Raw genomic sequence first — 19,360 nt, 5'->3', positions numbered from 1 at the left:
GGGAATTTATGCCTGACGAAACTTTCGAACGTCCTGCGATCACCGGGATCGGCCGACGCCTGGTCTTCATGGTGTTTTTCATGGTGGTGCTGGGGGCGGTCCGGTTCGTGTTCTGGGCCATCGTCGCCTTCCAGTTCCTGAGCCATCTGTTCACCGGCGGCGTCAATCCCAATGCCGTCAGGAGCGGCGCCAGATTGGCCGAATACATTTACCGGATCATGCTGTTCCTCACCTACCAGACCGAGGCCATGCCGTTCCCGTTCGGAGAGCGCGCGGATCGGCCTTCCGGGCAGGGCCGCTAGTTCATTCTGGGGCTGCGGCCGCATCCGCCAGCAGGTGGCGGATTTCCTGGAACAACTGGCGGGCATGGCGCGGAGGTTTGGCCTGCTCCCGTTCCTCCCGGGCTCCGCGGACCAGCTTCCTGAACAACTGACGGTCCGCGCCGGGAAACTCGCCCGCCAGCGCATTGACGGCTTCGTCGCCTTCGGCGATCAGGCGGTCGCGCCATTGTTCGATCCGGTGCTGCCGCCTGGCTGCCACTGCGCTGTCGCTCTTCATGTCGTCCAGGGCGCTGCGGATCGGGTCGGCGTCGATCTGGCGGAGCAACTTGCCGATGTACTTGATCTGGCGCTTCAGCGCGCCGTGTGCGCTGATGGTCCTCCCCAGGCGGACCGCCTCCGCGACTTGTTCCGGCAGCGCCAGCCGATCCAGCCTTTCCTGCGGCAGCAGGACCAGTTCCCGGCCCAGTTCCAGCAGTTCCGCGCTCTCGCGCTTCATTTTCGCGTGGCTGCGGCGGCGGCCGTAACCTTCTTCCTCTGCGGAGTCGTCGAGGTCGTCGAAATCGTCTTGCATTCGTAATGTTCTCGTAATCTCAATTCGGGGCGGCAATCCTACCCCATGACGGGGGCATGCGTGCACTGCCGGGGGTCGGTCCGGTAAAACCGGCGCATCTGGGCGAAGACGTTGGGGTATGTGCTCTCCACCACGGCCGGCTGTTCGAAGAAGTATTCGCTCAACACGGCGAAAAACTCCGAGGGTGATTCGCCGGCGTAAGGGTCGATGAGTGTGTGTTCGCCCCGATCGAGCCGGGTGTTGAAATCTTCGAAAGCGTGGGTGAACGCCTTCGACCAGGCTGGAGCTGCCATGTTCCGGTGCAGCGGGGGAAACCCGTCGCATGGGCCGTTCAGCATGTCCAGCTTGTGGGCCATTTCGTGGATGATGACGTTGTAGCCGTCGCATCGCCCCGAGGCTTCCACATCCGCCCAGGACAGGATGACCGGTCCCAACTCCCAGGCTTCGCCGCCGATGATTTCCTCCCATTCGTGCATGACGCCGATGTCGTCCATGGCCTCCCGCGGCCGCACGAATTCCGTGGGAAACACGATGACGGTGCTCCAGCCGGCGTACCAGTCGAGGTCGAGATGGAGAATGGGGAGGCAGGCCAGCGCGGCGATGCGGGTCTTCATGGCTTCGGTCAGGTCCAGGTTCCCTGAGGATTCGAAGTTTTTTTCGCGGAGAAACAGGGTCGCCAAAAGGCGCAGGTTCTCGCGCTCGCCTTCGGACAAGCGGGCAAGCAGGGGCACTTCGCCGATGGCGGCATGAAAGGCGGCCGGGTCGAACGGATATCGTTGGAGAACCCGGCGGCGGCGCAGATTCCGGAAAAATTTGAAGATTGGCAAGGTTTGGACTATCGCCGTGTCATCCGCGCGGAGGTGTTGCTTCCGCCTGTATTAAAATGTCGACCCCGCAAGTCAGGAATCCCCAAAGCCGTGTCGGCCATCGTCTTGTCCACTCTCAACGCGCGTTTCATCCACTCATCGCTCGGCCTGCGCTGTCTTTTGGCCAACCTGGGCGAGCTGCGGGCCGAGACGGCGCTGGCCGAATTCATCATCACCGATCGCCCCGCGGAGATCGCCGAGAAACTGCTGGCGCTGAATCCGCGCATCGTGGGGCTGGGCGTCTACATCTGGAACGTGGAAGAGACCACCCGGCTGGTCGCTGTGCTCAAGGCCGTAAGGCCGGAGCTGGTCGTCGTGCTCGGCGGGCCGGAGGTCAGCCACGAGTGGGAGGACCAGCCCATCGCCCGACTGGCGGATTATATCGTCGGCGGCCCCGGCGATCTGGCGTTCCCCCGTCTGTGCCGGGACATCCTGAGCGGCACGCCGCCCGCCGGGCGTTTCATCCGCGCCGAGACTCCGGACTTGCGCGGGCTGGAACTGCCCTATGCCTATTACGACGAACGCGACATCGCCCACCGGCTGATCTACGTCGAAGCCTCGCGCGGCTGCCCGTTCAAGTGCGAATTCTGCCTGTCGGCGCTGGACCGCACGGCCTGGCCGTTCGATCCCGAGCGCTTCCTCGCCGCCATGGACGACCTGTACCGGCGCGGGGCCCGGCATTTCAAGTTCGTCGACCGCACCTTCAATCTCCATATCGGCACCAGCCTGCGCATCCTCGAATTCTTCCTGGACAAGGCGGACCCGGAACTGTTCCTGCATTTCGAGGTCATTCCGGACCATCTGCCGGATCGCCTGAAGGAGGCGCTGGCTCGGTTCGCGCCGGGGGCCCTGCAGCTCGAAATCGGCGTGCAGAGCTTCGACCCGGAGGTGCAGGCGCGCATCAGCCGCCGCCAGGACAATGCCGCGACCGAGGCCAATCTACGCTGGCTGCGCCGGCACACCCACGCTCATCTGCACGTCGATCTGATCGCCGGCCTGCCGGGCGAGACGCTGGAGGGCTTCGCGCGCGGCTTCGACCGCCTGGTCGCCCTCGACCCGCATGAGATCCAGGTTGGCATCCTGAAGCGCCTGCGCGGCGCGCCGATCGACCGCCATAGCGAATCCTGCGGCATGCGCTACAACCCCTATCCGCCTTACAACGTGGTCCGGACCGACGTCCTGGATTTCGCGGCCCTGCAGCGCCTGAACCGCTTTGCCCGCTACTGGGACTTGGTAGGCAACTCCGGACGCTTCAAGCGGGTCCGGCCGATCCTGCTGGGGGATATCCCTTTCGCCCGATTCCAGGCTTTTTCCGACTGGCTGTATGCCCGCACGCGCAAGACCCACGAGATCGCGCTCGATCGTTTGTACGATTTCGTCTTCGATTTCCTGAGCGCAGAATGTGGCGAAGAGGATGATCGGGTGCGGGAGGCGCTGGCGGCGGATTTCCGGGCCAGCGGTACCAAACGCACCCCCCGTTGCTTGCTCGATGGCCGGACGGACGAAACGCCGCGCAGGGTCGAAAACGCAGGCAGCCGGCGTCAGATGCGCCATGGCCGTGGCTGAAGGAATTCCGGGGCGGATGCGCGGTCGTTCTCTCGTAGCGTGTGCGCAATTAAGCGTCCCTCCCATGAAAGAATTGTCCCAATGAATACCGATGACAACGAACTGTTCCGGCGTGAGATGGAAGGCGTGACGCCACTCAAGCCCACGGACCACGCACCCTTGCGCCCCAAGGAGGGGCCCACGCCGGGCCAGCTCTACCGCCGTTCGGCGGCGCAGCGGGCCGTGGGGCGCGACCCCAATTTCCTCACCACCGACTTCGTCGAGTTCCTCGATCGCGAGGCGGTGCTGAGCTTCCGCCGCCAGGGCATCCAGCACGCGGTGTTCCGCAAGTTGGAGCAGGGTGTCTACGAAATCGAAGCCGTGCTCGACCTGCATCTCCTGAGCGTGGAGGAAGCACGCAAGTCGGTGTTCGAATTCGTCCACGACTGTATGAAGCACGACGTGCGCACGGTACTGATCAATCACGGCAAGGGCGGGCGGGAGGCCGGCAAGCCGACCTATCTAAAGAGCTACGTGGCACGCTGGTTGCCGCAATTCGACGAAGTGCTCGCCTTCCACAGCGCCCAGCGCTGGCACGGCGGCACTGGCGCCGTCTACGTCATGCTGCGGAAGAGCGAAAGACAGAAGCAAATCACCCGCCAGAAGTTGGGTCTGACCTCGCTCAAGCCGCGATGAGTGTCGAACCGGAATTCATGGCGGCGCGCTTCCTGCCGGCAGGCGAGGGATATGGCGTCGAGCCGCTGGGCGACGGGCTGATCAACCAGACCTGGCTGGTGTCTCCCGACGCATCGCCCCGCTTCGTGCTGCAGCGAATCAACGCCAGGGTGTTTCCGCATCCCGAGCGGATCGCCGCCAACCTGCGCCGGATCCAGGCCCATGTTCGCGGCGGCCGCTCCGACATCGCCGACCACTGGCCGGACCTGATCGCGCCGCGCGAGGGCGGCGATACCGTGCTCGATGCCGAAGGCGGCCACTGGCGGGCCTTGCGCTACATCGAAGGCAGCCGGGTGCTGGACCGGATCGCGACGGAGCGCCAAGCGGTCGCGGTCGGCCGCGTGCTGGGGGCGTTCCACGCAGCGCTGGGCGAGGTCGATTGCGCTGAACTGGAAGATTCCCTGCCGGATTTTCATGTCGCCCCGGGCTATCTCGCCGGACTGGATGCGGCCCGGGCGGCAGCCGGGGGGCTCGACGATCCCTCGCTCCGCCAGGCGTTGGGCTTCGTCGAGGCGCGGCGGGGTTTCGTGCCGGTGCTGGAGCGGGCCAAGGCCGCCGGCCTATTGCGGTTGCGCGTCATCCACGGCGACCCCAAGCTCGCCAACATCCTGTTCGACCGGGCCGGCGAGTGCGCCCTGACGCTCATCGATCTCGACACGGTCAAGCCGGGCCTGGTTCATTACGACATCGGCGACTGCCTCCGTTCCTGCTGCAACAATTCCGGCGAATCTCCCGAAGACCCGGAGTCGACGCGCTTCGACCTGACGCTTTGCGAAGCCATCTTGAGGGGGTATCTCTCGGAAGCGGCCAATATGCTGACAGCGGCGGACCGCGAGCATCTCTACGACGCCATCCGCCTGATTCCGCTCGAACTCGGCATCCGTTTTCTCGCCGACCATCTGGCCGGCGACGTGTACTTCCGCACTGAAAGCCGCGGCCACAATCTCCACCGGGCGCGGGTTCAGTTCAGGCTGGTGGAATGCATCGAAGCGGACGAGGCGGCGATACGGCGGATCGTAGCGGCTTCCTTGCCTTGAGTGTCTGGCTTACTGATATTTGTACATCTTGTTGGACAGGTTGTATCGCTATGAAAGTTGTGACTTATTCCCATGCCCGCAATGCTCTCAAATCCGTGCTGGATGGCGTGGTGCAGGACGCCGACGTGACCATCATCAGCCGCCGCGATGCCGTAGTGATGTCCCTGGAGCATTACAACAGCATGCTGGAAACCCTGTACCCGATGTCAACACCGGCCAATGCCGCGGCTTTGGCGCGGGCGATCGAGCAGGACAAAGCAGATCAGGCTGTACCGCGAGAATTGATCGGCGACGGCGGCTGAGCGTGCGTGTCATCCGTTTCGTTCCGGATGCCGGGGAGGCCTACCTGTACTGGCAGGAGCAGGACAGAAAAACGCTCAAGCGCATCAATCTTCTGATTACCGCCGCGGCTCGCGAACCGTTTTCAGGTTTGGGAAAGCCGGAACCTTTGCGCGGCAACCTGTCGGGTTACTGGTCCAGGCGCATCGACGATACTCACCGCCTGGTTTACCGCGCCACGGACGATGATCTGGTGATCATCGCCTGCCGTTTCCATTACTACGGCTCATAGTCCTCACTGCCCGGCTTTCAGCCTCTCCCAGTATTCGGTGTAGAGCCTGATGGCCTCGCCCAGGTCGACCTGGTACTCCCCACGTCCGATCACGCTTGCGGGCGGGTAGATCACCGGATCGTTCCTGATCCCGGGGGGCAGGATTGCGACGGCAGCGGCATTCGGGGTGGCGTAGCCTACGGTCTCGCTTATCAGCCGGGCCACTTCCGGCCGCAGCAGGTAGTCGATGAGCGCGTGCGCCTCGTCCGGGTTTGCGGCGTTCTTGAGGATCGCCAGGTTGTCCATCCACAGCAGAGGCCCTTCCGCGGCCTGGACGAAGCGGATGGCGGGGGCTTCCCGCGCGGCCAGGCAGGCGACTCCGTTCCAGATCATCCCAGCGCCCACTTCGCCGGTGATAAACAGAACTTGAGGGGCATCTGAGCTGAACAGGCGCACGTTGGGCATCAATTCGCGCAGCTTGCGGTAGGCCGCTTCGATATGCGCGGGATCGGTCGAATTGACCGGCAGCCCCAGCACCAGCATGGCCATGTGGAACACCTCCCGCATGTCGTTAGGCAGGAGCAGGGCGTGGCGGAACCGCGGCTGCCAGAGGTCGGCCCAGGCGTGCAGACTGGCGGGATCGATCCGTTCGGCGTTGACCGCGATGCCGGTCGTCCCCCACAGGTAGGGCACGCTGTAGCGGTTGCCGGGGTCGAACGGCAGGTCGAGGTGATATGGATCGAGATTGCCGAAGCGGGGCAGTCGCGAGCGGTCCAGTGGGCGCAGCAAGCCCTGTTTGCGCATCCGGTCTACCATGTAGGTGGACGGAACCACCAAGTCGTAGCCGCCGCCGTCGAGCAGCTTGACCTTGGCATACATTGCCTCGTTGCTGTCGTATGTGGTGTAGTGCACCTGGATGCCGGTCTCGCGGGTGAAGTTCTCCAGCACCGCCGGGGGCAGATAGTCCGACCAGTTGAAGAAGCGCAGTTCGCGCTGCCCCGCTGCCAGCGGGGCGAGGAAGGCCGCGAGCGCGAATGCGACCAGCCGGTGCCGGATCATTCCCGGTCCTTCCGCAGCAGGCATTGGGCGAGCACCACGAAGCTCAGCGAGACGGCGAACAGCAGCGATGCGAGGGCGTTCACTTCGGGCTTCACGCCGAGCCGGACCATGGAATAGATGCGCAGCGGCAGGACTTCGAAATCGGGACCGGTGACGAAGAAGCTGACCACCGCATCGTCCAGCGACAGGGTGAAGCTCATCAGCCAGCCCGCGGCGATGGCCGGCAGCGCCAGCGGCAGCACGATGCGGCGGATGGCGGTCCATTCCCCGGCGCCCAGATCGCGCGCCGCTTCGACCAGGGCATTGTCGAATCCCTGCAGCCGCGCATGCACGGTGAGGGTGACGAAAGGCAGGCAGAAGCCGGTGTGCGCCAACCACAGCGTGAACAGGCCCAGCTCCAGCCGCAAGCCGATGAACAGGACCAGCAGCGACACCGCCATGACGATGTCCGGCGACATCAGGGTGACGAACAGCAGGCCCATCAGGAATCTTCTGCCGCGGAACCGGTAGCGGTACAGGCCGACCGCGCTCAGGGTGCCCACGACGGTCGCGAGGGTGGCGGACAGCGCCGCCACCGTCAGCGAATTGCGGGCCGCGGCGAGGATTTCGGCATCGTCCGCCAGGTTTGCGTACCAATTCAGGGTAAAACCCTGCCAGCCGATGCCGTATCTCGAGGCATTGAACGACCCCAGTATCAGCGTGGCCATGGGCAAGTAGAGAAAGGCATAGACCAGTATTCCGTGCAGCCGGCCGAGCGGAATCGCCGCTACAATGTCCTTCCCCTGCTCAAGCCAGGCGGACTTTCTCATTCTCAAGACTCATCGTTCTTCGCATGACCGAATATGTGATACATCGCGGCGGCTGCCACTGCGGCGCCGTCGCCTTCGAAGTCCGCGCCGGGTGTGATCTCGTGGTGCAGGAGTGCAATTGTTCCATTTGCAGCATGACGGGATTCCAGCACCTGATCGTTCCGGCATCCCGATTCAAGCTCCTGCGCGGCGAAGATGCCCTGGTGTCCTACAGCTTCAACACCGGCGTGGCCCGGCATTTGTTCTGCGGGCATTGCGGCATCAAGTCGTTCTACGTTCCCCGCTCCAATCCGGACGGCTACAGCGTCAACGCGCGTTGCTTGGACCCTTCCACCGTGGGCCGGCTGACGGTCGAGCCCTTCGACGGCCGCAACTGGGAGGCGAGCGCGGCTGAACTCGCTCATCTGTCGCGGGACTAGCCGTCCGGAGCGATGCGTTTCGCCGCCCCCGCATAGAGCGCGAGGAAAGCCAGCAGCAATCCGATCAGCACCAGGCTGGCGGCGGCGCCGAAAGGCCAGTCCTGAGCTTCCAGGAACTGGTCCTTGAGCAGGTTGCCGACCAGCAGATGGCGCGAACCGCCCAGCACGTCGCCTACGTAGAACAGGCCCAGCGCCGGCAGGAAAACCAGGAGGCAGCCGGCGACGATGCCGGGCAGGGTCAGCGGCAGGACCACGTGCCGGAATCTCCGGAAGGGGCCGGCGCCGAGGTCCCGGGCCGCTTCCAGCAGGCGGGAATCGAGCTTTTCCAGGCTGCCGTACAGCGGCAGGATCATGAACGGCAGCAGTACGTAGACCAGGCCGATGATCTCGGCGGTCTGCGTGTACAGCAGCCGTACCGGCTGGTCGATCAGCCCCGCGGCCAGCAGCAGGTGGTTCGCCGCTCCCTTGGCCGCGAGCAGGCCGCGGATGGCGTAGATGCGCACCAGTGAGTTGGTCCAGAAAGGGACGATCACCAGGGTCAGCAGCAGCGGGCGCAGCCTTGGCCGGGCGCGGGCCAGGCCATAGGCGAAGGGATAGCCCAGCAGCAGGCAGAGCAGGGTGGCGATGAACGCCGTGGCGAAAGACTCGGCGAAGACGTGCAGATAGATCGGGTCGGTCAGCCGGCGGTAGTTGTCGAGCGTCGCGGGCCCGCCGGCGAAGCCCGCCGGGCTCCGGCTGAGGAGGCTCAGCCCTGCCACCAGCAGGTTGGGCGCCAGCACGAACAGCAGCAGCCAGCCGGAAAGCAGGCCGACGGATGCAGTCTTGAAGGCTTCAAGTTTCGGCATCATGGGGGAGAACGATTTCCCAGCCGGGCGTCCAGCCCACACGAACCCGCTGACCCGGCGGATGGTCCAGCGTCGGCGCGTCCTCGCGGAAGAATTCGCAGGCCTTGATGCGCGGCCCGGCGTCCAGGGCGATCAGGGTATCCAGGGTCACGCCGCGGTACGTGCGTTCCAGCACCCGTCCGGCAAGGCCGCCGCGGCCGGTGGCGTCGTCGTGCGCATGGAGGTCCTCCGGCCGCAGGACGAGGGCGATCTTCTCGCCGATGACGAAATTCCGGTCGGTCTGCACGGTGACAGGCGTCCCAGCCACGCTTACGGTTAAGGCATCCGGGCCGGGCTTAGCCGTGACGGTCGCTTCCAGCACGTTGCTCTCGCCGGCGAACTGCGCTACGAACAGGTTCGCAGGACGCTCGTAGATGTCGCGGGGCCGCCCCAACTGCTCGATCCGCCCGTCACGCATGACGGCGACGCGGTCCGAGATCGACAGCGCCTCCTCACGGTCGTGCGTCACGAAGACGAAGGTGATGCCGGTCTGCCGTTGCAGTTCCTTGAGTTCGAGTTGCATGTCGTGCCGCAGCCGGTAGTCCAGAGCGCTCAAGCATTCGTCCAGCAGCAGCACCCGCGGGCGGTTGACCAGGGCCCGGGCCAGCGCCACGCGCTGCTGCTGTCCGCCGGACAGTTGCAGCGGCCGGCGTCCCCCGAGCCCTTCCAGCCGCACCATGCGCAACGCCGATTCGGTCCTGTCCCGGATTTCGGCGCCGCCGAGCTTCCGCATCCTCAGCCCGAAGGCGACGTTCTCGAACACGCTCAGATGCGGAAACAGGGCATAGCTCTGGAATACGGTGTTAACGTTGCGCGCTTCCGGCGGCACGCCGGCGAGCGTCCGCCCATCCAGGAGGATTTCGCCCGAATCCGGCGTTTCGAAACCGGCCAGCAGGCGCAGCACCGTCGTCTTGCCGCAGCCAGACGGGCCGAGCAGGGTGAGCAGCTCGCCTTCTCTCAGGTCGAGATCGAAGGCGCAGAGCGCGTAGTGGGTGCCGTAGTGCTTGGAAACGGAGCGGAAACTGGCGATGGGCGGTTTCGTCATGGCCGCTATTGTCCGACTTTCGTTGACGCTCCGGAACCTCGGCCTGCGAGAAGCGCACATCCGCAGGGAGGGCTGTCATAATAGGGTATCCGACCGGACCATAGGCTTTTCCCACCCGGCTTGCCGCGGTGGTGCCGAAACGTGAAAAACGCATGAGCCACTCATTCACACCGCCGTTCTCCCGCCTTCCCGAAAGCCTGCCGATGTTTCCGCTGCCCGGTGCGGTGGTGATGCCGGGCTGCCAGCTGCCCCTCAATATCTTCGAACCCCGCTACCTCAACATGGTGTTCGATGCCCTGGGGGCGGACCGGATGATCGGCATGGTGCAGCCCGATCCTTCCGCGTCGGAGGAGGACGCGGCGGTTTGCCGGACGGGTACCGCCGGACGCATCACTTCCTTCAGCGAGACTCAGGACGGCCGCCTGATCATCGTGCTCACCGGCATATGCCGTTTCGACGTGGGCGAGGAACTGGCGGTCACGCGCGGCTATCGGCGCGTGATGGCCCGGTGGGGGCGTTTTTCCGTCGACTACGAAGCCGACGAGGGTGAATGCGAAGAACGCCACCGCCTTTATCCGCTGCTCAGGACTTACTTTTCCCGCAAGTCGATGGAAGTCGACGATCTGCTGTTGGAGAAAATGCCGACCACGTCTCTGGTCAACCTCATGATCGGCCAACTGCCTTTCGAAATGGCCGAGAGGCAGGCGTTGGTGGAGGCCGTGTCCGTCGCTGAGCGGCTGGACCACCTGGCGCAGCTGCTCGAATTCAAACTTGCGGAGCCGCAAGCCCAGGGTTCCGTGAGACGCCACTGACGGTACCGCAGGCGCCGAGCGCGAGGCACTTGTGCGATGCGTCGGTGTCGGGCAAGATCGGCGTCAGCGCGCAGCGAGGAGATGCGAATGGGGTTGGGCGGAAAACGGGATTCGGGAGGGAACCTAACCGGTCCTTCCCCCACGGTTGCCGGTCCGGTCTCGCCCGAGTTAGAGAGCGGCGACGATGCGGCGGCCTTCACGGCGTGGGTGACGAAGGCCGAGGCGGGCGACGCTTCGGCGCAGCGGCGTGTTGGCCTCTGTTTCCGCGATGGCCTCGGCACGGTCAGGGACATCCAGCAAGCGATCTACTGGTACCGGTGCTCCGCCGCACAAGGCGAGCCGGCGGCGGCGCTCGAACTGGGCTTGATTCTCGAGGCCGGTCTCGGGTTCCCTTCCGACCTCGGCGAGGCGGGAAAATGGTATCGCGTGGCGCTGGACCGGTGGCGGGAGCGCGCAGAAGGTGGCGATGCCTTGGCGCAACTCGTCTTCGGTCTTTGCCATGAGGCCGGAGCAGGCGTCGCAGCCGGATACCGCGAGGCTCTGAAATGGTACGGCCGTTCGGCGGAACGAGGTTGTGCGCATGCCCAGTGGGCGATGGGGCGCTTATACGAGGATGGCCTGGGCGTCGTCCGCGATTATGCCGAAGCGGTTCGTTGCTATCGGGCCGGCGCATTCCAGGGACATGCCCGCGCCTGTTTCAACCTGGGCCTGATGGCCGAGTTGGGTCTGGGCATGGCGCGCGACGCGGACGGCTCCCTACGCTGGTACGGCAAAGCACTGGAAGACTGGAGGCGGCGGGCGGAGCACGGCGATTCCACCGCCCAGACTGCGCTTGCGGCCATGTATGAAGCGGGCCATGGCGTGGTCAAGGACTACGCCGAGGCGGCCCGCTGGTACCGGCGGGCCGCTGGGTTGGGTAATCCGCTGGCCCAGTTCGAACTCGGGCGGTTGTGCATGGAAGGCCTGGGTGTGGAGCGGAACGACGCCGAAGCGGTGGACTGGTTCCGGCTTGCAGCCGAGCGAGGCCACGCGGACGCGCAGTTCCACTTGGGTCTGATGTACGAGCAGGGCCGCGGCGTAACACGCAATTTCGAAGAGGCGTTCCGCTGGTATGACCAGGCCGCGGATGAAGGGCCGGTCAGGCGCTGGGACGCGTTCCACCGCATCGCTCCCTCGGCGGGCGAGATGCCGGAAGGAAGCGGCGTTGGCGCGTGGTAGCCGTACGAAGTCCCTGGGATTTTTGAACGCTCGAAGTGTCACATCGTCAGATGGATGCACGGACGCCGAAAGCTGTCCCGGCGGACTGCCGGGACTCGATTCCCGAAAGGGACAAAATAGCGAGGAGGGGGGGAAATGAGCAAGGAATGGGAACTATCTGCGAACCGGCATTTCGCGATACCTTTGATTGCTGTTGCCGGACTGTCGGCGGCGTGGTCCGGAGAGGCTCAGGCCGGCACGTTCCGGCACGCCGCCAGACCCATTCCGGGGCAATACATCGTGATTTTCCGGAGTGAAGCCGAGAGCGCCTCCGGCTTCGACGGCCTGCTGAGCCGGTTGGGGCAGTTATACAATGCGGCGCCGGCGGACGTCTGGCGGCATGCGGTCAAGGGTTTTCTGGCCAGGATGTCGCCGGTGGAAGCCGCGGCACTGGCGAAGGATCCGTCGGTCGCTCTGGTAGAGGAAGACGGCATCATTTCGATCCACGCTACCCAGTCCGGCGCAACCTGGGGACTGGACCGGATCGACCAGGCAGGTCTCCCGCTGAATGGCATTTACACGTACAACACCACGGGTCAGGGCGTCACGGCCTACGTGATCGACACCGGCATCCGGACCAGCCATTCACAGTTCGGTGGACGGGCCAGCGAAGGGTACACGGCGGTCAGCGACGGCTGGGGCGCCCGCGACTGCGACGGCCACGGTACGCATGTCGCCGGAACCATCGGCGGCTCGACTTACGGCGTCGCCAAGGGCGTCAAGCTGGTTTCGGTGAGGGTTCTCGATTGCGATGGTTCGGGAACGACGTCCGGCGTGATCGCCGGCGTGAACTGGGTGACCGCGAACAGGCAGCTTCCTGCCGTCGCCAACATGAGCCTGGGCGGAGGCGCCTCGCAGGCGCTTGACACCGCGGTGCAGAATTCGATCAATGCGGGCGTGACCTATGCGATCGCCGCAGGCAATTCCAACAGAAATGCCTGCAACGAGTCGCCCGGCCGGACCGCGGCTGCACTGACCGTGGGCGCCACGACTTCTTCCGACGCTCGCGCGAGCTACTCCAACTACGGAACCTGCCTGGATGTCTTTGCGCCGGGCAGCAACATCACTTCGGCGAGCAACGCTGGCGACAGTGCCACCCTGGTGATGAGCGGCACGTCGATGGCGACGCCGCATGTCGCCGGGGCAGCAGCCTTGTATCTGTCCGCCTTCCCGGGCGCGACGCCGGCTCAGGTCGCGTCGGCTTTGACTTCCAATGCAACTGCCAGCAAGGTCACCGGGGCGGGCACGGGGTCTCCCAATCGTCTGCTGTACACGGGTTTCGTCGGGGCCTCTGCCGTCGACACCACGCCGCCGCAGGTGACTCTCACGGCGCCGGTGGCATCGGCCACATTGACTGGGGCGGTGAACCTTGCCGCCGTTGCCGCGGACGAGAACGGCGGGAGCGGTATCGCCAAGGTCGAATTCCGCGTCGATGGCAACATCGTGGGGACCGACACCTCGTCGCCGTATGGCGTGGCGTGGGAGTCCGCGTCGGTTGAGGACGGCTCGCACGTCTTCAACGCGATCGCCACTGACAGCGCCGGGAATTCAGCCGTTTCCAATTCGGTCAGCGCCGAGACGGCAAACAGCGGGGAACCTTCGCCCGCGTGTTCCACGACCGCACAGCTGTTGGCAAATCCCGGATTCGAAAGCGGTGCGACGGCATGGACCTCTTCCGCGGGCGTCATAGACAATTCCAGCTCCGCGGCAGCCCGCAGCGGGAACTGGAAAGCGTGGATGAACGGCTATGGCACGGCTCATACCGACGACCTGTATCAGCAGGTCACGGTGCCGGTCGACGCCTGCGCCACGAGCTTCAGTTTCTGGTTGCGGATCGCCACCAGCGAAACCACCAGCGCGCCGGCGCGTGACACGCTGACCGTGACGGTGCGCAATACCGCCGGTACCGTATTGCAGACCCTGGCGACGTATTCCAACAGGAACCGTTCGTCGGGATATGTACAGAGGAGCTTCGATCTGTCCGCGTACAAGGGACAAACCATCCGTCTCCAGTTCCGCGGAGTGGAGAATTCGTCCAGGGCCACGAGCTTTCTGGTCGATGACGTGGAGCTGACGGTTACCCAATAGCGTTGTTTCGGCAAGGGGCTCGGGGCGGACATTTCAGCCCCGCCCCCGAGCGAGGTTGGCGATGACATACCCATTGACGCGGCGGGGGCTGGCATTTGCGGCGGTGATGACCGCATCGTCCGGCGCGATAGCCGGCCCGATTCCGTTCACGGTGCTGGTGCAGGGTACGCAAAGCGGCATCGAGGACGAGCGGACGGCGGTGATCCTCGACGAAGCAGCGTTCCGGTCGCTGTGGGCCTCGCATGGCGCGGGTTCCATTCCAGCGCCCTCCCTGCCGCAATTGGATTTTTCCGGCGAGATGGTGATTGCCGCTTTCGCCGGCGCCAAGAACAGCGGGGGCTACCGTCTCGGTATTGCCGGCATCGAAGAGAAGGACCGGCGTATCCAGGTGAGCCTTGTACTCAGCCGGCCGGGAGCGGGCTGCATGACGGCGCAGGTTCTGACCCAGCCACACGTCTGGGCGAAAATCCGGCGCAGCTCTCTGCCGGTGGAATTCAGGACATCCACTGTCGATATGTCGTGCGACGAGGGCGAATAAACCGTTTTCGCAATCGTTCACTCGTTCCTGATTCCCAGGTTTTCCCGCAACATGGCGATGAAGAGGTCGCCCTGCTCGCGGGCGTCGTCGACGGCGACATGCGTGTGTGGATTGGGTGAAGACCAGCGTTTGGGCAGATAATTCTTGCTTGAGCGCCCGAAGGTCTGGCGGCGCATTCCCATGGCGTACGATCTGACGTCGATGCCGTGCTCTGAAAATGGCCGGCGTCCGGTGAAACGGATCAGATACCAATAGATCCACATGAAGTCCCAGGTTGCGGGCCAGGCGAGAAATATCGGCTTGCCCGGCAGGCCTTCCAGCCAGTCGGCGAAGGCGTTCATGGCTTCGGCCGGCGGCTGCGTGTTCCGGCGGTGAGCGTTCCAGGCGTCCGGGAACTGCTGCCACCATTCCGTCATGGTCGGATGAGGAGTCGCCTCTGGAAGGGTTTCCAGGTTGACAGTGAATTCACCAAGCGGGCTGCCGTGGGGACCGTAGGCCACGGCTCCTATGCTGAGCATCGAATGAGGGCCGGGTATTGGGCCGTCCGCTTCGATGTCCACGCTGACGTAAATTTCCTCCGGTTTGATCTTGGTCATATGCTTGCTCCTGAACAAAAGTCACTATCCACAAATCCGGGTTGCTCCGTCAAACATCGGGAAAATGTCAGGTCCATTCCTTCCTTGCGTTGCCCAGACTGTTACGTTAAAGTTCTGCGGATTTTGTGTCGTGAGTGAATTCCCACAGAAAACTGGGGGTAATGGCCGAATGATGCCTGAGCGGGGCGTTGAAACGGGGTTTCCTGCGGGCGCTTGAAACAGGGAACGGGCCGGTTCCATGGTTGAGTCCGAGCGGGATCCACAGACAGGCGGCAAGCGAATCGTCCTGAAGCCCAACGCGTCGCTGACACGATGGCAGGCGTATTTGCTGCTGGGCGGGTTCGCCCTGGTGCTGGCTTCCATCGGATCGGCGTTCGCATTCATCGGCTGCTGGTTCGTCCTACCGTTTGCTGGCGCCGAATGGCTGGTATTGGCCTACTGTTTCAGTCTGGCTTTCAGGCAGTCTGCGGTGCGCGAAGTGATCACGGTGACCGACACTGATGTCCTGCTGGAGCGCGGCATCCGGGGGCCCGAACAGACTTACCGGTTCCGCCGCGCCTGGCTCGGTGTCAGTCTAGAGGGGCCGGCGGCGGGGCATCCGAGCCGGCTGTGCCTGAAGCGCCACGGCAGGAAGATAGAGATCGGTCGTTTCCTGGTGGAGTCGGAGCGCGAGGCGCTGTACCGGGAATTGAAAGAAGAATTGACGAATGGCTAGTGGTTCGATCCGCAAGATATTGACCTGAGATACCGAGGAGAGGGCTCCGTGAAAAAACTTAAGCTACTGATCACCGGGCTGGGGATCGCAACGTTCGGGGAGGCGAATGCCGACTATGCGTTGAATCTCTCGCCGGGCGTCACCCAGTTGAGTCGGGATATCTATGACCTTCATATGTATATCCTGTGGATCTGCGTGGCGATCGGTGTGGGTGTATACGGCATGATGGTCTATTCCATCATGCACCATCGTAAGTCCAAGGGTGCGGTGCCAGCGCATTTCCACGAGAACACCAAGTTGGAAGTCGTCTGGACGATCATCCCCTTCGTCATCCTGCTGGCCATGGCGGTTCCGGCGACCAAGGTGATGATCGAGGCTTACGACACGAGCGCCTCCGATATGACCGTCAAGGTCACCGGCTACCAGTGGAAGTGGCGCTATACCTACCTCGACAACGGCATCGACTTCTTCAGCACGCTCGACGCGAAGAGCAACGAGGCGCGTCAGCTGGGCGTCCGGTCGAACCCGGAAGCGGTGCCGAACTATCTGCTGGAGGTCGACAAGCCGCTGGTGATCCCTGCTGGCAAAAAGGTCCGCTTTCTGTTTACCGCCGCCGATGTGATCCACTCCTGGTGGGTGCCGAAGTTCGGCTGGAAGAAGGATGCCATCCCCGGTTATGTGACCGATGCGTGGACCAAGGTCGAGGAGCCGGGAATCTATCGCGGCCAGTGCGCCGAGTTGTGCGGCCGCGACCACGGCTTCATGCCGATCGTCGTCGACGTCAAGAGTGAAGCCGACTACGGCAAATGGGTGGAAGCGCAGAAGGCTCAGGCTCAAAAGGCCGTTGCCGATGCCGCCAAGACCTACTCGATGGCGGAGCTGATGGCCAAGGGCGAAGAGGTCTACAACGCGAGCTGCGCGGGTTGCCACATGGTCAACGGCGAAGGCATGCAGGGAATGTTCCCGGCCATCAAGGGCAGTTCGGTGGCCACAGGCGATTTGAATACCCATCTCGACGTGGTCGTAAAGGGTAAGGGCCAGATGATGCCCGCCTTCGGCGACTCCCTGAGCCCCGTGGAGATCGCAGCCGTCGTGACTTACCAGCGCAACGGCTTCGGAAATAACAAGGGCGATCTGGTTCAACCGTCGGATGTTTCCGCGCGGAACTGATTTTTCAACGCTTTCGATGAGGTCATAGAGCCATGACAGAGGCAACTCACGAAGAACACGCCATCCATGACGAGCATATCGCCCACGGCCATCACGATGAACACGATCATCACGGTCCGGCCAAAGGCATCATGCGCTGGGTGTTCACGACCAACCACAAGGATATCGGCACCCTATACCTGGTGACCGCGCTGATCATGTTCATGGTCGGCGGCGCCATGGCGCTGGTGATCCGGGCCGAACTGTTCGAGCCGGGCATGCAGTACGTCGACCCGAACTTCTTCAACCAGATGACCACGTTGCACGCGCTGATCATGGTGTTCGGCGCCGTCATGCCGGCATTCGTCGGTTTCGCCAACTGGATGATCCCGATGATGATCGGCGCGCCGGATATGGCTCTGCCGCGCATGAACAACTGGAGCTTCTGGATCCTGCCGTTTGCCTTCGTAATGCTGGCCAGCACCTTGTTCATGGACGGCGGCGCCCCAGCTGCGGGCTGGACACTGTATCCGCCGCTGGTGCTGCAGGGCGGCGCGCATCTCCCGTTCGCCATCTTCACGGTTCATCTTCTGGGCATGTCGTCGATCATGGGCGCGATCAACATCATCGTGACCGTCTTCAACATGCGCGCTCCGGGCATGACCCTGATGAAGCTGCCGCTGTTCGTGTGGACCTGGGTCATCACGGCTTTCCTGCTGATCACCGTCATGCCGGTGTTCGCAGGCGCGGTGACCATGCTCCTCACCGACAAGTTCTTCGGCACCAGCTTCTTCAATGCGGCCGGCGGCGGCGATCCCGTCCTGTACCAGCATCTGTTCTGGTTCTTCGGCCATCCGGAAGTCTACATCATGATCCTGCCGTCCTTCGGGGTGATCTCGACCATCATTCCGACCTTCGCGCGGAAGCCATTGTTCGGCTATTCCTCGATGGTATATGCGACCGCGTCGATCGGCTTCCTGTCTTTCATCGTTTGGGCGCACCACCAGTACACGGTGGGCATGCCGCTGGCGGGCGAACTCTACTTCACCTACGCCACCATGCTGATCGCCGTGCCGACCGGCGTGAAGGTGTTCAACTGGGTCGCCACCATGTGGAAGGGCGCGATGACCTTCGAGACACCGATGCTGTTCGCTATCGCGTTCGTGGTTCTGTTCACCATGGGCGGGTTCACCGGCCTGATGATGTCGATTTCGCCGGCCGACCTGCAGTATCACGATACCTATTTCATCGTGGCCCATTTCCACTATGTGCTGGTGCCGGGAGCCGTGTTCGCGCTGTTCGCGGGAGCCTACTACTGGCTGCCGAAGTGGACCGGCCACATGTATGACGAAAAGCTCGGCAAGCTGCATTTCTGGCTGTCGACGGTCTCGGTCAACGTCCTGTTCTTCCCGCAGCATTTCCTGGGACTGGCCGGCATGCCGCGCCGTATTCCGGACTACGCCGTACAGTTCGCCGAGTTCAACGCGATGTCAAGCGTGGGAGCCTTCATCTTCGGCTTCTCCCAGCTGATCTTCGTATGGGTCGTCATCAAGGCGATCCGCGGCGGCGAGAAGGCGACGGACGAGGTTTGGGAGGGTGCGAGCGAGCACGGTCTGGAATGGACCCTGCCTTCGCCGCCGCCGTACCACACCTGGACGACCGCGCCGGACATTAAATAACCGGTATGAAACACGGGCTCGCCTTCGGGCGGGCCCTCAACGGCAAGGTCCATGGATTTACGCAAGAAGAATTTGATCCTGACCGGGGTCATCGTCGCCGTCGTGGTCGGGCTGTATGTCTTCTCCATCTATAAAGTGATTTCGTCGTCTTCGCCGTCGTGAGCCATCAGGATACCGAGAGCAAGAAACACGGGCGTCTCGTCTGGAGCATCGTCTTCGTCGCGCTGGCGATGTTCGGTTTCGGATTTGCCTTGGCCCCTTTTTACAGCCTGTTCTGTGAAATCACCGGCCTGAATGGAAAGGTGCGCACCGAAGCGGTCGAGGAGGTTGCCTATGACGTCGATGCTTCACGCGAGATTACGATCGAATTCATCACCGAGCTGAACGAACGTATGCCGTTGGCCTTCAGCGTGGAGACGCCCAAGATGAAGATTCATCCGGGGCAGTATTACACCGTGAAGTTTTACGGCGAGAACCTGACGGACAGGCCGATGTTGGGTCGGGCCATACCGAGCATCACGCCGGGGACTGCCACGGCGTACCTGAAAAAGACCGAGTGCTTCTGCTTTTCGGAACAGAAGTTTGAGCCGCACCAGCGCCGGGAGATGCCGGTCCGTTTCGTCATCGAACCGGGTCTGCCCAAGGACATCAAGGAAATGGCGCTTTCGTACACCTTTTTCGATATTTCCAGTTCTCAAAAAGACTAAAGCTGAACCTTCTTCGAA

At 63.3% G+C, this 19,360-nt stretch carries 22 protein-coding genes; 15 read left to right on the top strand and 7 right to left on the bottom strand.

Translation table 11 applies throughout. The annotated features are described in order from the left end of the window. Nucleotides 1-8: 8 nt before the first annotated feature. Complete coding sequence (locus OOT43_RS06320) at nt 9-302, top strand: DUF4389 domain-containing protein (protein ID WP_266023985.1); 294 nt, start codon at nt 9-11, stop codon at nt 300-302. Nucleotide 303: 1 nt separating this feature from the next. Here the strand turns inward: OOT43_RS06320 and yjgA are convergent, their stop codons facing one another. Next, entirely contained in the window at nt 304-852 is a 549-nt protein-coding gene (gene yjgA / locus OOT43_RS06315) for a ribosome biogenesis factor YjgA (protein ID WP_266023984.1), read from the bottom strand. Between the two features lie 38 nt (nt 853-890). Continuing rightward, nucleotides 891-1,679 carry a M90 family metallopeptidase gene (locus OOT43_RS06310; protein WP_266023983.1) on the bottom strand — a complete coding sequence of 263 codons (789 nt, stop codon included), beginning with the start codon at nt 1,677-1,679 and terminating at the stop codon, nt 891-893. 90 nt (nt 1,680-1,769) lie between these two features. Here OOT43_RS06310 and OOT43_RS06305 point away from each other — a divergent pair, with 90 nt between their 5' ends. The 5 genes from OOT43_RS06305 to OOT43_RS06285 all read left to right on the top strand — a co-directional run bounded on the left by OOT43_RS06305 (nt 1,770) and on the right by OOT43_RS06285 (nt 5,606). Next, nucleotides 1,770-3,284: a B12-binding domain-containing radical SAM protein gene (locus tag OOT43_RS06305; protein WP_266023982.1), complete on the top strand. Its 1,515-nt coding sequence runs from the start codon at nt 1,770-1,772 to the stop codon at nt 3,282-3,284. 81 nt (nt 3,285-3,365) lie between these two features. Beyond that, a complete protein-coding gene (gene smrA / locus OOT43_RS06300; RefSeq protein WP_266023981.1) occupies nt 3,366-3,959 on the top strand; it encodes a DNA endonuclease SmrA in 594 nt (197 codons plus the stop codon). After that, the gene (locus OOT43_RS06295; RefSeq protein ID WP_266023980.1) at nt 3,956-5,035 is read left to right on the top strand and encodes a phosphotransferase enzyme family protein; all 1,080 of its coding nucleotides are present in this window, start codon (nt 3,956-3,958) and stop codon (nt 5,033-5,035) included. The genes smrA and OOT43_RS06295 overlap by 4 nt, the downstream gene beginning before the upstream one ends. Before the next feature lie 50 nt (nt 5,036-5,085). Next, entirely contained in the window at nt 5,086-5,337 is a 252-nt protein-coding gene (locus OOT43_RS06290) for a type II toxin-antitoxin system Phd/YefM family antitoxin (RefSeq protein WP_266023978.1), read from the top strand. Between the two features lie 2 nt (nt 5,338-5,339). Beyond that, a complete protein-coding gene (locus OOT43_RS06285) occupies nt 5,340-5,606 on the top strand; it encodes a Txe/YoeB family addiction module toxin (RefSeq protein ID WP_266023976.1) in 267 nt (88 codons plus the stop codon). Nucleotides 5,607-5,609: 3 nt separating this feature from the next. On the opposite strand, the gene OOT43_RS06280 is transcribed toward OOT43_RS06285, so the two are convergent. Together OOT43_RS06280 and potC are read right to left on the bottom strand one after the other, a co-directional pair. Further along, nucleotides 5,610-6,644: an extracellular solute-binding protein gene (locus OOT43_RS06280; RefSeq protein WP_266023974.1), complete on the bottom strand. Its 1,035-nt coding sequence runs from the start codon at nt 6,642-6,644 to the stop codon at nt 5,610-5,612. After that, entirely contained in the window at nt 6,641-7,453 is an 813-nt protein-coding gene (gene potC, locus OOT43_RS06275; protein WP_266023973.1) for a spermidine/putrescine ABC transporter permease PotC, read from the bottom strand. The genes OOT43_RS06280 and potC overlap by 4 nt, the downstream gene beginning before the upstream one ends. Nucleotides 7,454-7,476: 23 nt before the next feature. Here potC and OOT43_RS06270 point away from each other — a divergent pair, with 23 nt between their 5' ends. Beyond that, entirely contained in the window at nt 7,477-7,872 is a 396-nt protein-coding gene (locus OOT43_RS06270; protein ID WP_266023972.1) for a GFA family protein, read from the top strand. Here the strand turns inward: OOT43_RS06270 and potB are convergent. Further along, entirely contained in the window at nt 7,869-8,720 is an 852-nt protein-coding gene (potB, locus tag OOT43_RS06265) for a spermidine/putrescine ABC transporter permease PotB (RefSeq protein ID WP_266023971.1), read from the bottom strand. The genes OOT43_RS06270 and potB overlap by 4 nt on opposite strands. Next, the gene (gene potA, locus OOT43_RS06260; RefSeq protein ID WP_266023969.1) at nt 8,704-9,801 is read right to left on the bottom strand and encodes a spermidine/putrescine ABC transporter ATP-binding protein PotA; all 1,098 of its coding nucleotides are present in this window, start codon (nt 9,799-9,801) and stop codon (nt 8,704-8,706) included. The genes potB and potA overlap by 17 nt, the downstream gene beginning before the upstream one ends. Before the next feature lie 152 nt (nt 9,802-9,953). On the opposite strand from potA, the gene OOT43_RS06255 reads away from it, so the two are divergent. The 4 genes from OOT43_RS06255 (at nt 9,954) to OOT43_RS06235 (ending at nt 14,496) form a co-directional block, all read left to right on the top strand. Next, nucleotides 9,954-10,613, top strand: coding sequence for an LON peptidase substrate-binding domain-containing protein (locus OOT43_RS06255; RefSeq protein ID WP_266023968.1), 660 nt, complete (start codon nt 9,954-9,956; stop codon nt 10,611-10,613). An 87-nt stretch (nt 10,614-10,700) separates the two neighbouring features. Next, complete coding sequence (locus OOT43_RS06250) at nt 10,701-11,831, top strand: SEL1-like repeat protein (protein WP_317134052.1); 1,131 nt, start codon at nt 10,701-10,703, stop codon at nt 11,829-11,831. A gap of 135 nt (nt 11,832-11,966) precedes the next feature. Continuing rightward, nucleotides 11,967-13,958, top strand: coding sequence for a S8 family serine peptidase (locus OOT43_RS06240; protein ID WP_266023967.1), 1,992 nt, complete (start codon nt 11,967-11,969; stop codon nt 13,956-13,958). 61 nt (nt 13,959-14,019) lie between these two features. Continuing rightward, nucleotides 14,020-14,496, top strand: coding sequence for a protease complex subunit PrcB family protein (locus tag OOT43_RS06235; RefSeq protein WP_266023966.1), 477 nt, complete (start codon nt 14,020-14,022; stop codon nt 14,494-14,496). 17 nt (nt 14,497-14,513) lie between these two features. Here the strand turns inward: OOT43_RS06235 and OOT43_RS06230 are convergent, their stop codons facing one another. Then, the gene (locus OOT43_RS06230; protein WP_266023964.1) at nt 14,514-15,092 is read right to left on the bottom strand and encodes an exonuclease domain-containing protein; all 579 of its coding nucleotides are present in this window, start codon (nt 15,090-15,092) and stop codon (nt 14,514-14,516) included. Nucleotides 15,093-15,330: 238 nt separating this feature from the next. Between OOT43_RS06230 and OOT43_RS06225 the strand changes: the two genes are divergently transcribed. From OOT43_RS06225 to OOT43_RS06210, 4 genes are all read left to right on the top strand, one after another. Beyond that, nucleotides 15,331-15,807, top strand: a complete 477-nt coding sequence (locus OOT43_RS06225; RefSeq protein ID WP_266023962.1) for a DUF2244 domain-containing protein — start codon at nt 15,331-15,333, stop codon at nt 15,805-15,807. 48 nt (nt 15,808-15,855) lie between these two features. Beyond that, a complete protein-coding gene (gene coxB, locus OOT43_RS06220; RefSeq protein WP_266023961.1) occupies nt 15,856-16,977 on the top strand; it encodes a cytochrome c oxidase subunit II in 1,122 nt (373 codons plus the stop codon). Nucleotides 16,978-17,009: 32 nt separating this feature from the next. Next, nucleotides 17,010-18,635: a cytochrome c oxidase subunit I gene (ctaD, locus tag OOT43_RS06215; protein ID WP_266023960.1), complete on the top strand. Its 1,626-nt coding sequence runs from the start codon at nt 17,010-17,012 to the stop codon at nt 18,633-18,635. A gap of 158 nt (nt 18,636-18,793) precedes the next feature. Next, nucleotides 18,794-19,342 carry a cytochrome c oxidase assembly protein gene (locus OOT43_RS06210; protein ID WP_266023959.1) on the top strand — a complete coding sequence of 183 codons (549 nt, stop codon included), beginning with the start codon at nt 18,794-18,796 and terminating at the stop codon, nt 19,340-19,342. Nucleotides 19,343-19,360 lie beyond the last annotated feature (18 nt).

Source organism: Methylococcus mesophilus (assembly GCF_026247885.1).
Lineage (GTDB): Bacteria > Pseudomonadota > Gammaproteobacteria > Methylococcales > Methylococcaceae > Methylococcus > Methylococcus mesophilus.
This window is presented reverse-complemented; position numbering and strand designations above follow the sequence as displayed.

Coding starts and splice junctions, on each gene's coding strand:
- OOT43_RS06320 (WP_266023985.1), top strand. CDS start 9: ATGCCTGACGAAACTTTCGAACGTCCTGCGATCACCGGGATCGGCCGA.
- yjgA (WP_266023984.1), bottom strand. CDS start 852: ATGCAAGACGATTTCGACGACCTCGACGACTCCGCAGAGGAAGAAGGT.
- smrA (WP_266023981.1), top strand. CDS start 3,366: ATGAATACCGATGACAACGAACTGTTCCGGCGTGAGATGGAAGGCGTG.
- OOT43_RS06295 (WP_266023980.1), top strand. CDS start 3,956: ATGAGTGTCGAACCGGAATTCATGGCGGCGCGCTTCCTGCCGGCAGGC.
- OOT43_RS06290 (WP_266023978.1), top strand. CDS start 5,086: ATGAAAGTTGTGACTTATTCCCATGCCCGCAATGCTCTCAAATCCGTG.
- OOT43_RS06280 (WP_266023974.1), bottom strand. CDS start 6,644: ATGATCCGGCACCGGCTGGTCGCATTCGCGCTCGCGGCCTTCCTCGCC.
- potC (WP_266023973.1), bottom strand. CDS start 7,453: ATGAGAAAGTCCGCCTGGCTTGAGCAGGGGAAGGACATTGTAGCGGCG.
- OOT43_RS06270 (WP_266023972.1), top strand. CDS start 7,477: ATGACCGAATATGTGATACATCGCGGCGGCTGCCACTGCGGCGCCGTC.
- potB (WP_266023971.1), bottom strand. CDS start 8,720: ATGATGCCGAAACTTGAAGCCTTCAAGACTGCATCCGTCGGCCTGCTT.
- potA (WP_266023969.1), bottom strand. CDS start 9,801: ATGACGAAACCGCCCATCGCCAGTTTCCGCTCCGTTTCCAAGCACTAC.
- OOT43_RS06255 (WP_266023968.1), top strand. CDS start 9,954: ATGAGCCACTCATTCACACCGCCGTTCTCCCGCCTTCCCGAAAGCCTG.
- OOT43_RS06250 (WP_317134052.1), top strand. CDS start 10,701: ATGGGGTTGGGCGGAAAACGGGATTCGGGAGGGAACCTAACCGGTCCT.
- OOT43_RS06240 (WP_266023967.1), top strand. CDS start 11,967: ATGAGCAAGGAATGGGAACTATCTGCGAACCGGCATTTCGCGATACCT.
- OOT43_RS06235 (WP_266023966.1), top strand. CDS start 14,020: ATGACATACCCATTGACGCGGCGGGGGCTGGCATTTGCGGCGGTGATG.
- OOT43_RS06230 (WP_266023964.1), bottom strand. CDS start 15,092: ATGACCAAGATCAAACCGGAGGAAATTTACGTCAGCGTGGACATCGAA.
- OOT43_RS06225 (WP_266023962.1), top strand. CDS start 15,331: ATGGTTGAGTCCGAGCGGGATCCACAGACAGGCGGCAAGCGAATCGTC.
- ctaD (WP_266023960.1), top strand. CDS start 17,010: ATGACAGAGGCAACTCACGAAGAACACGCCATCCATGACGAGCATATC.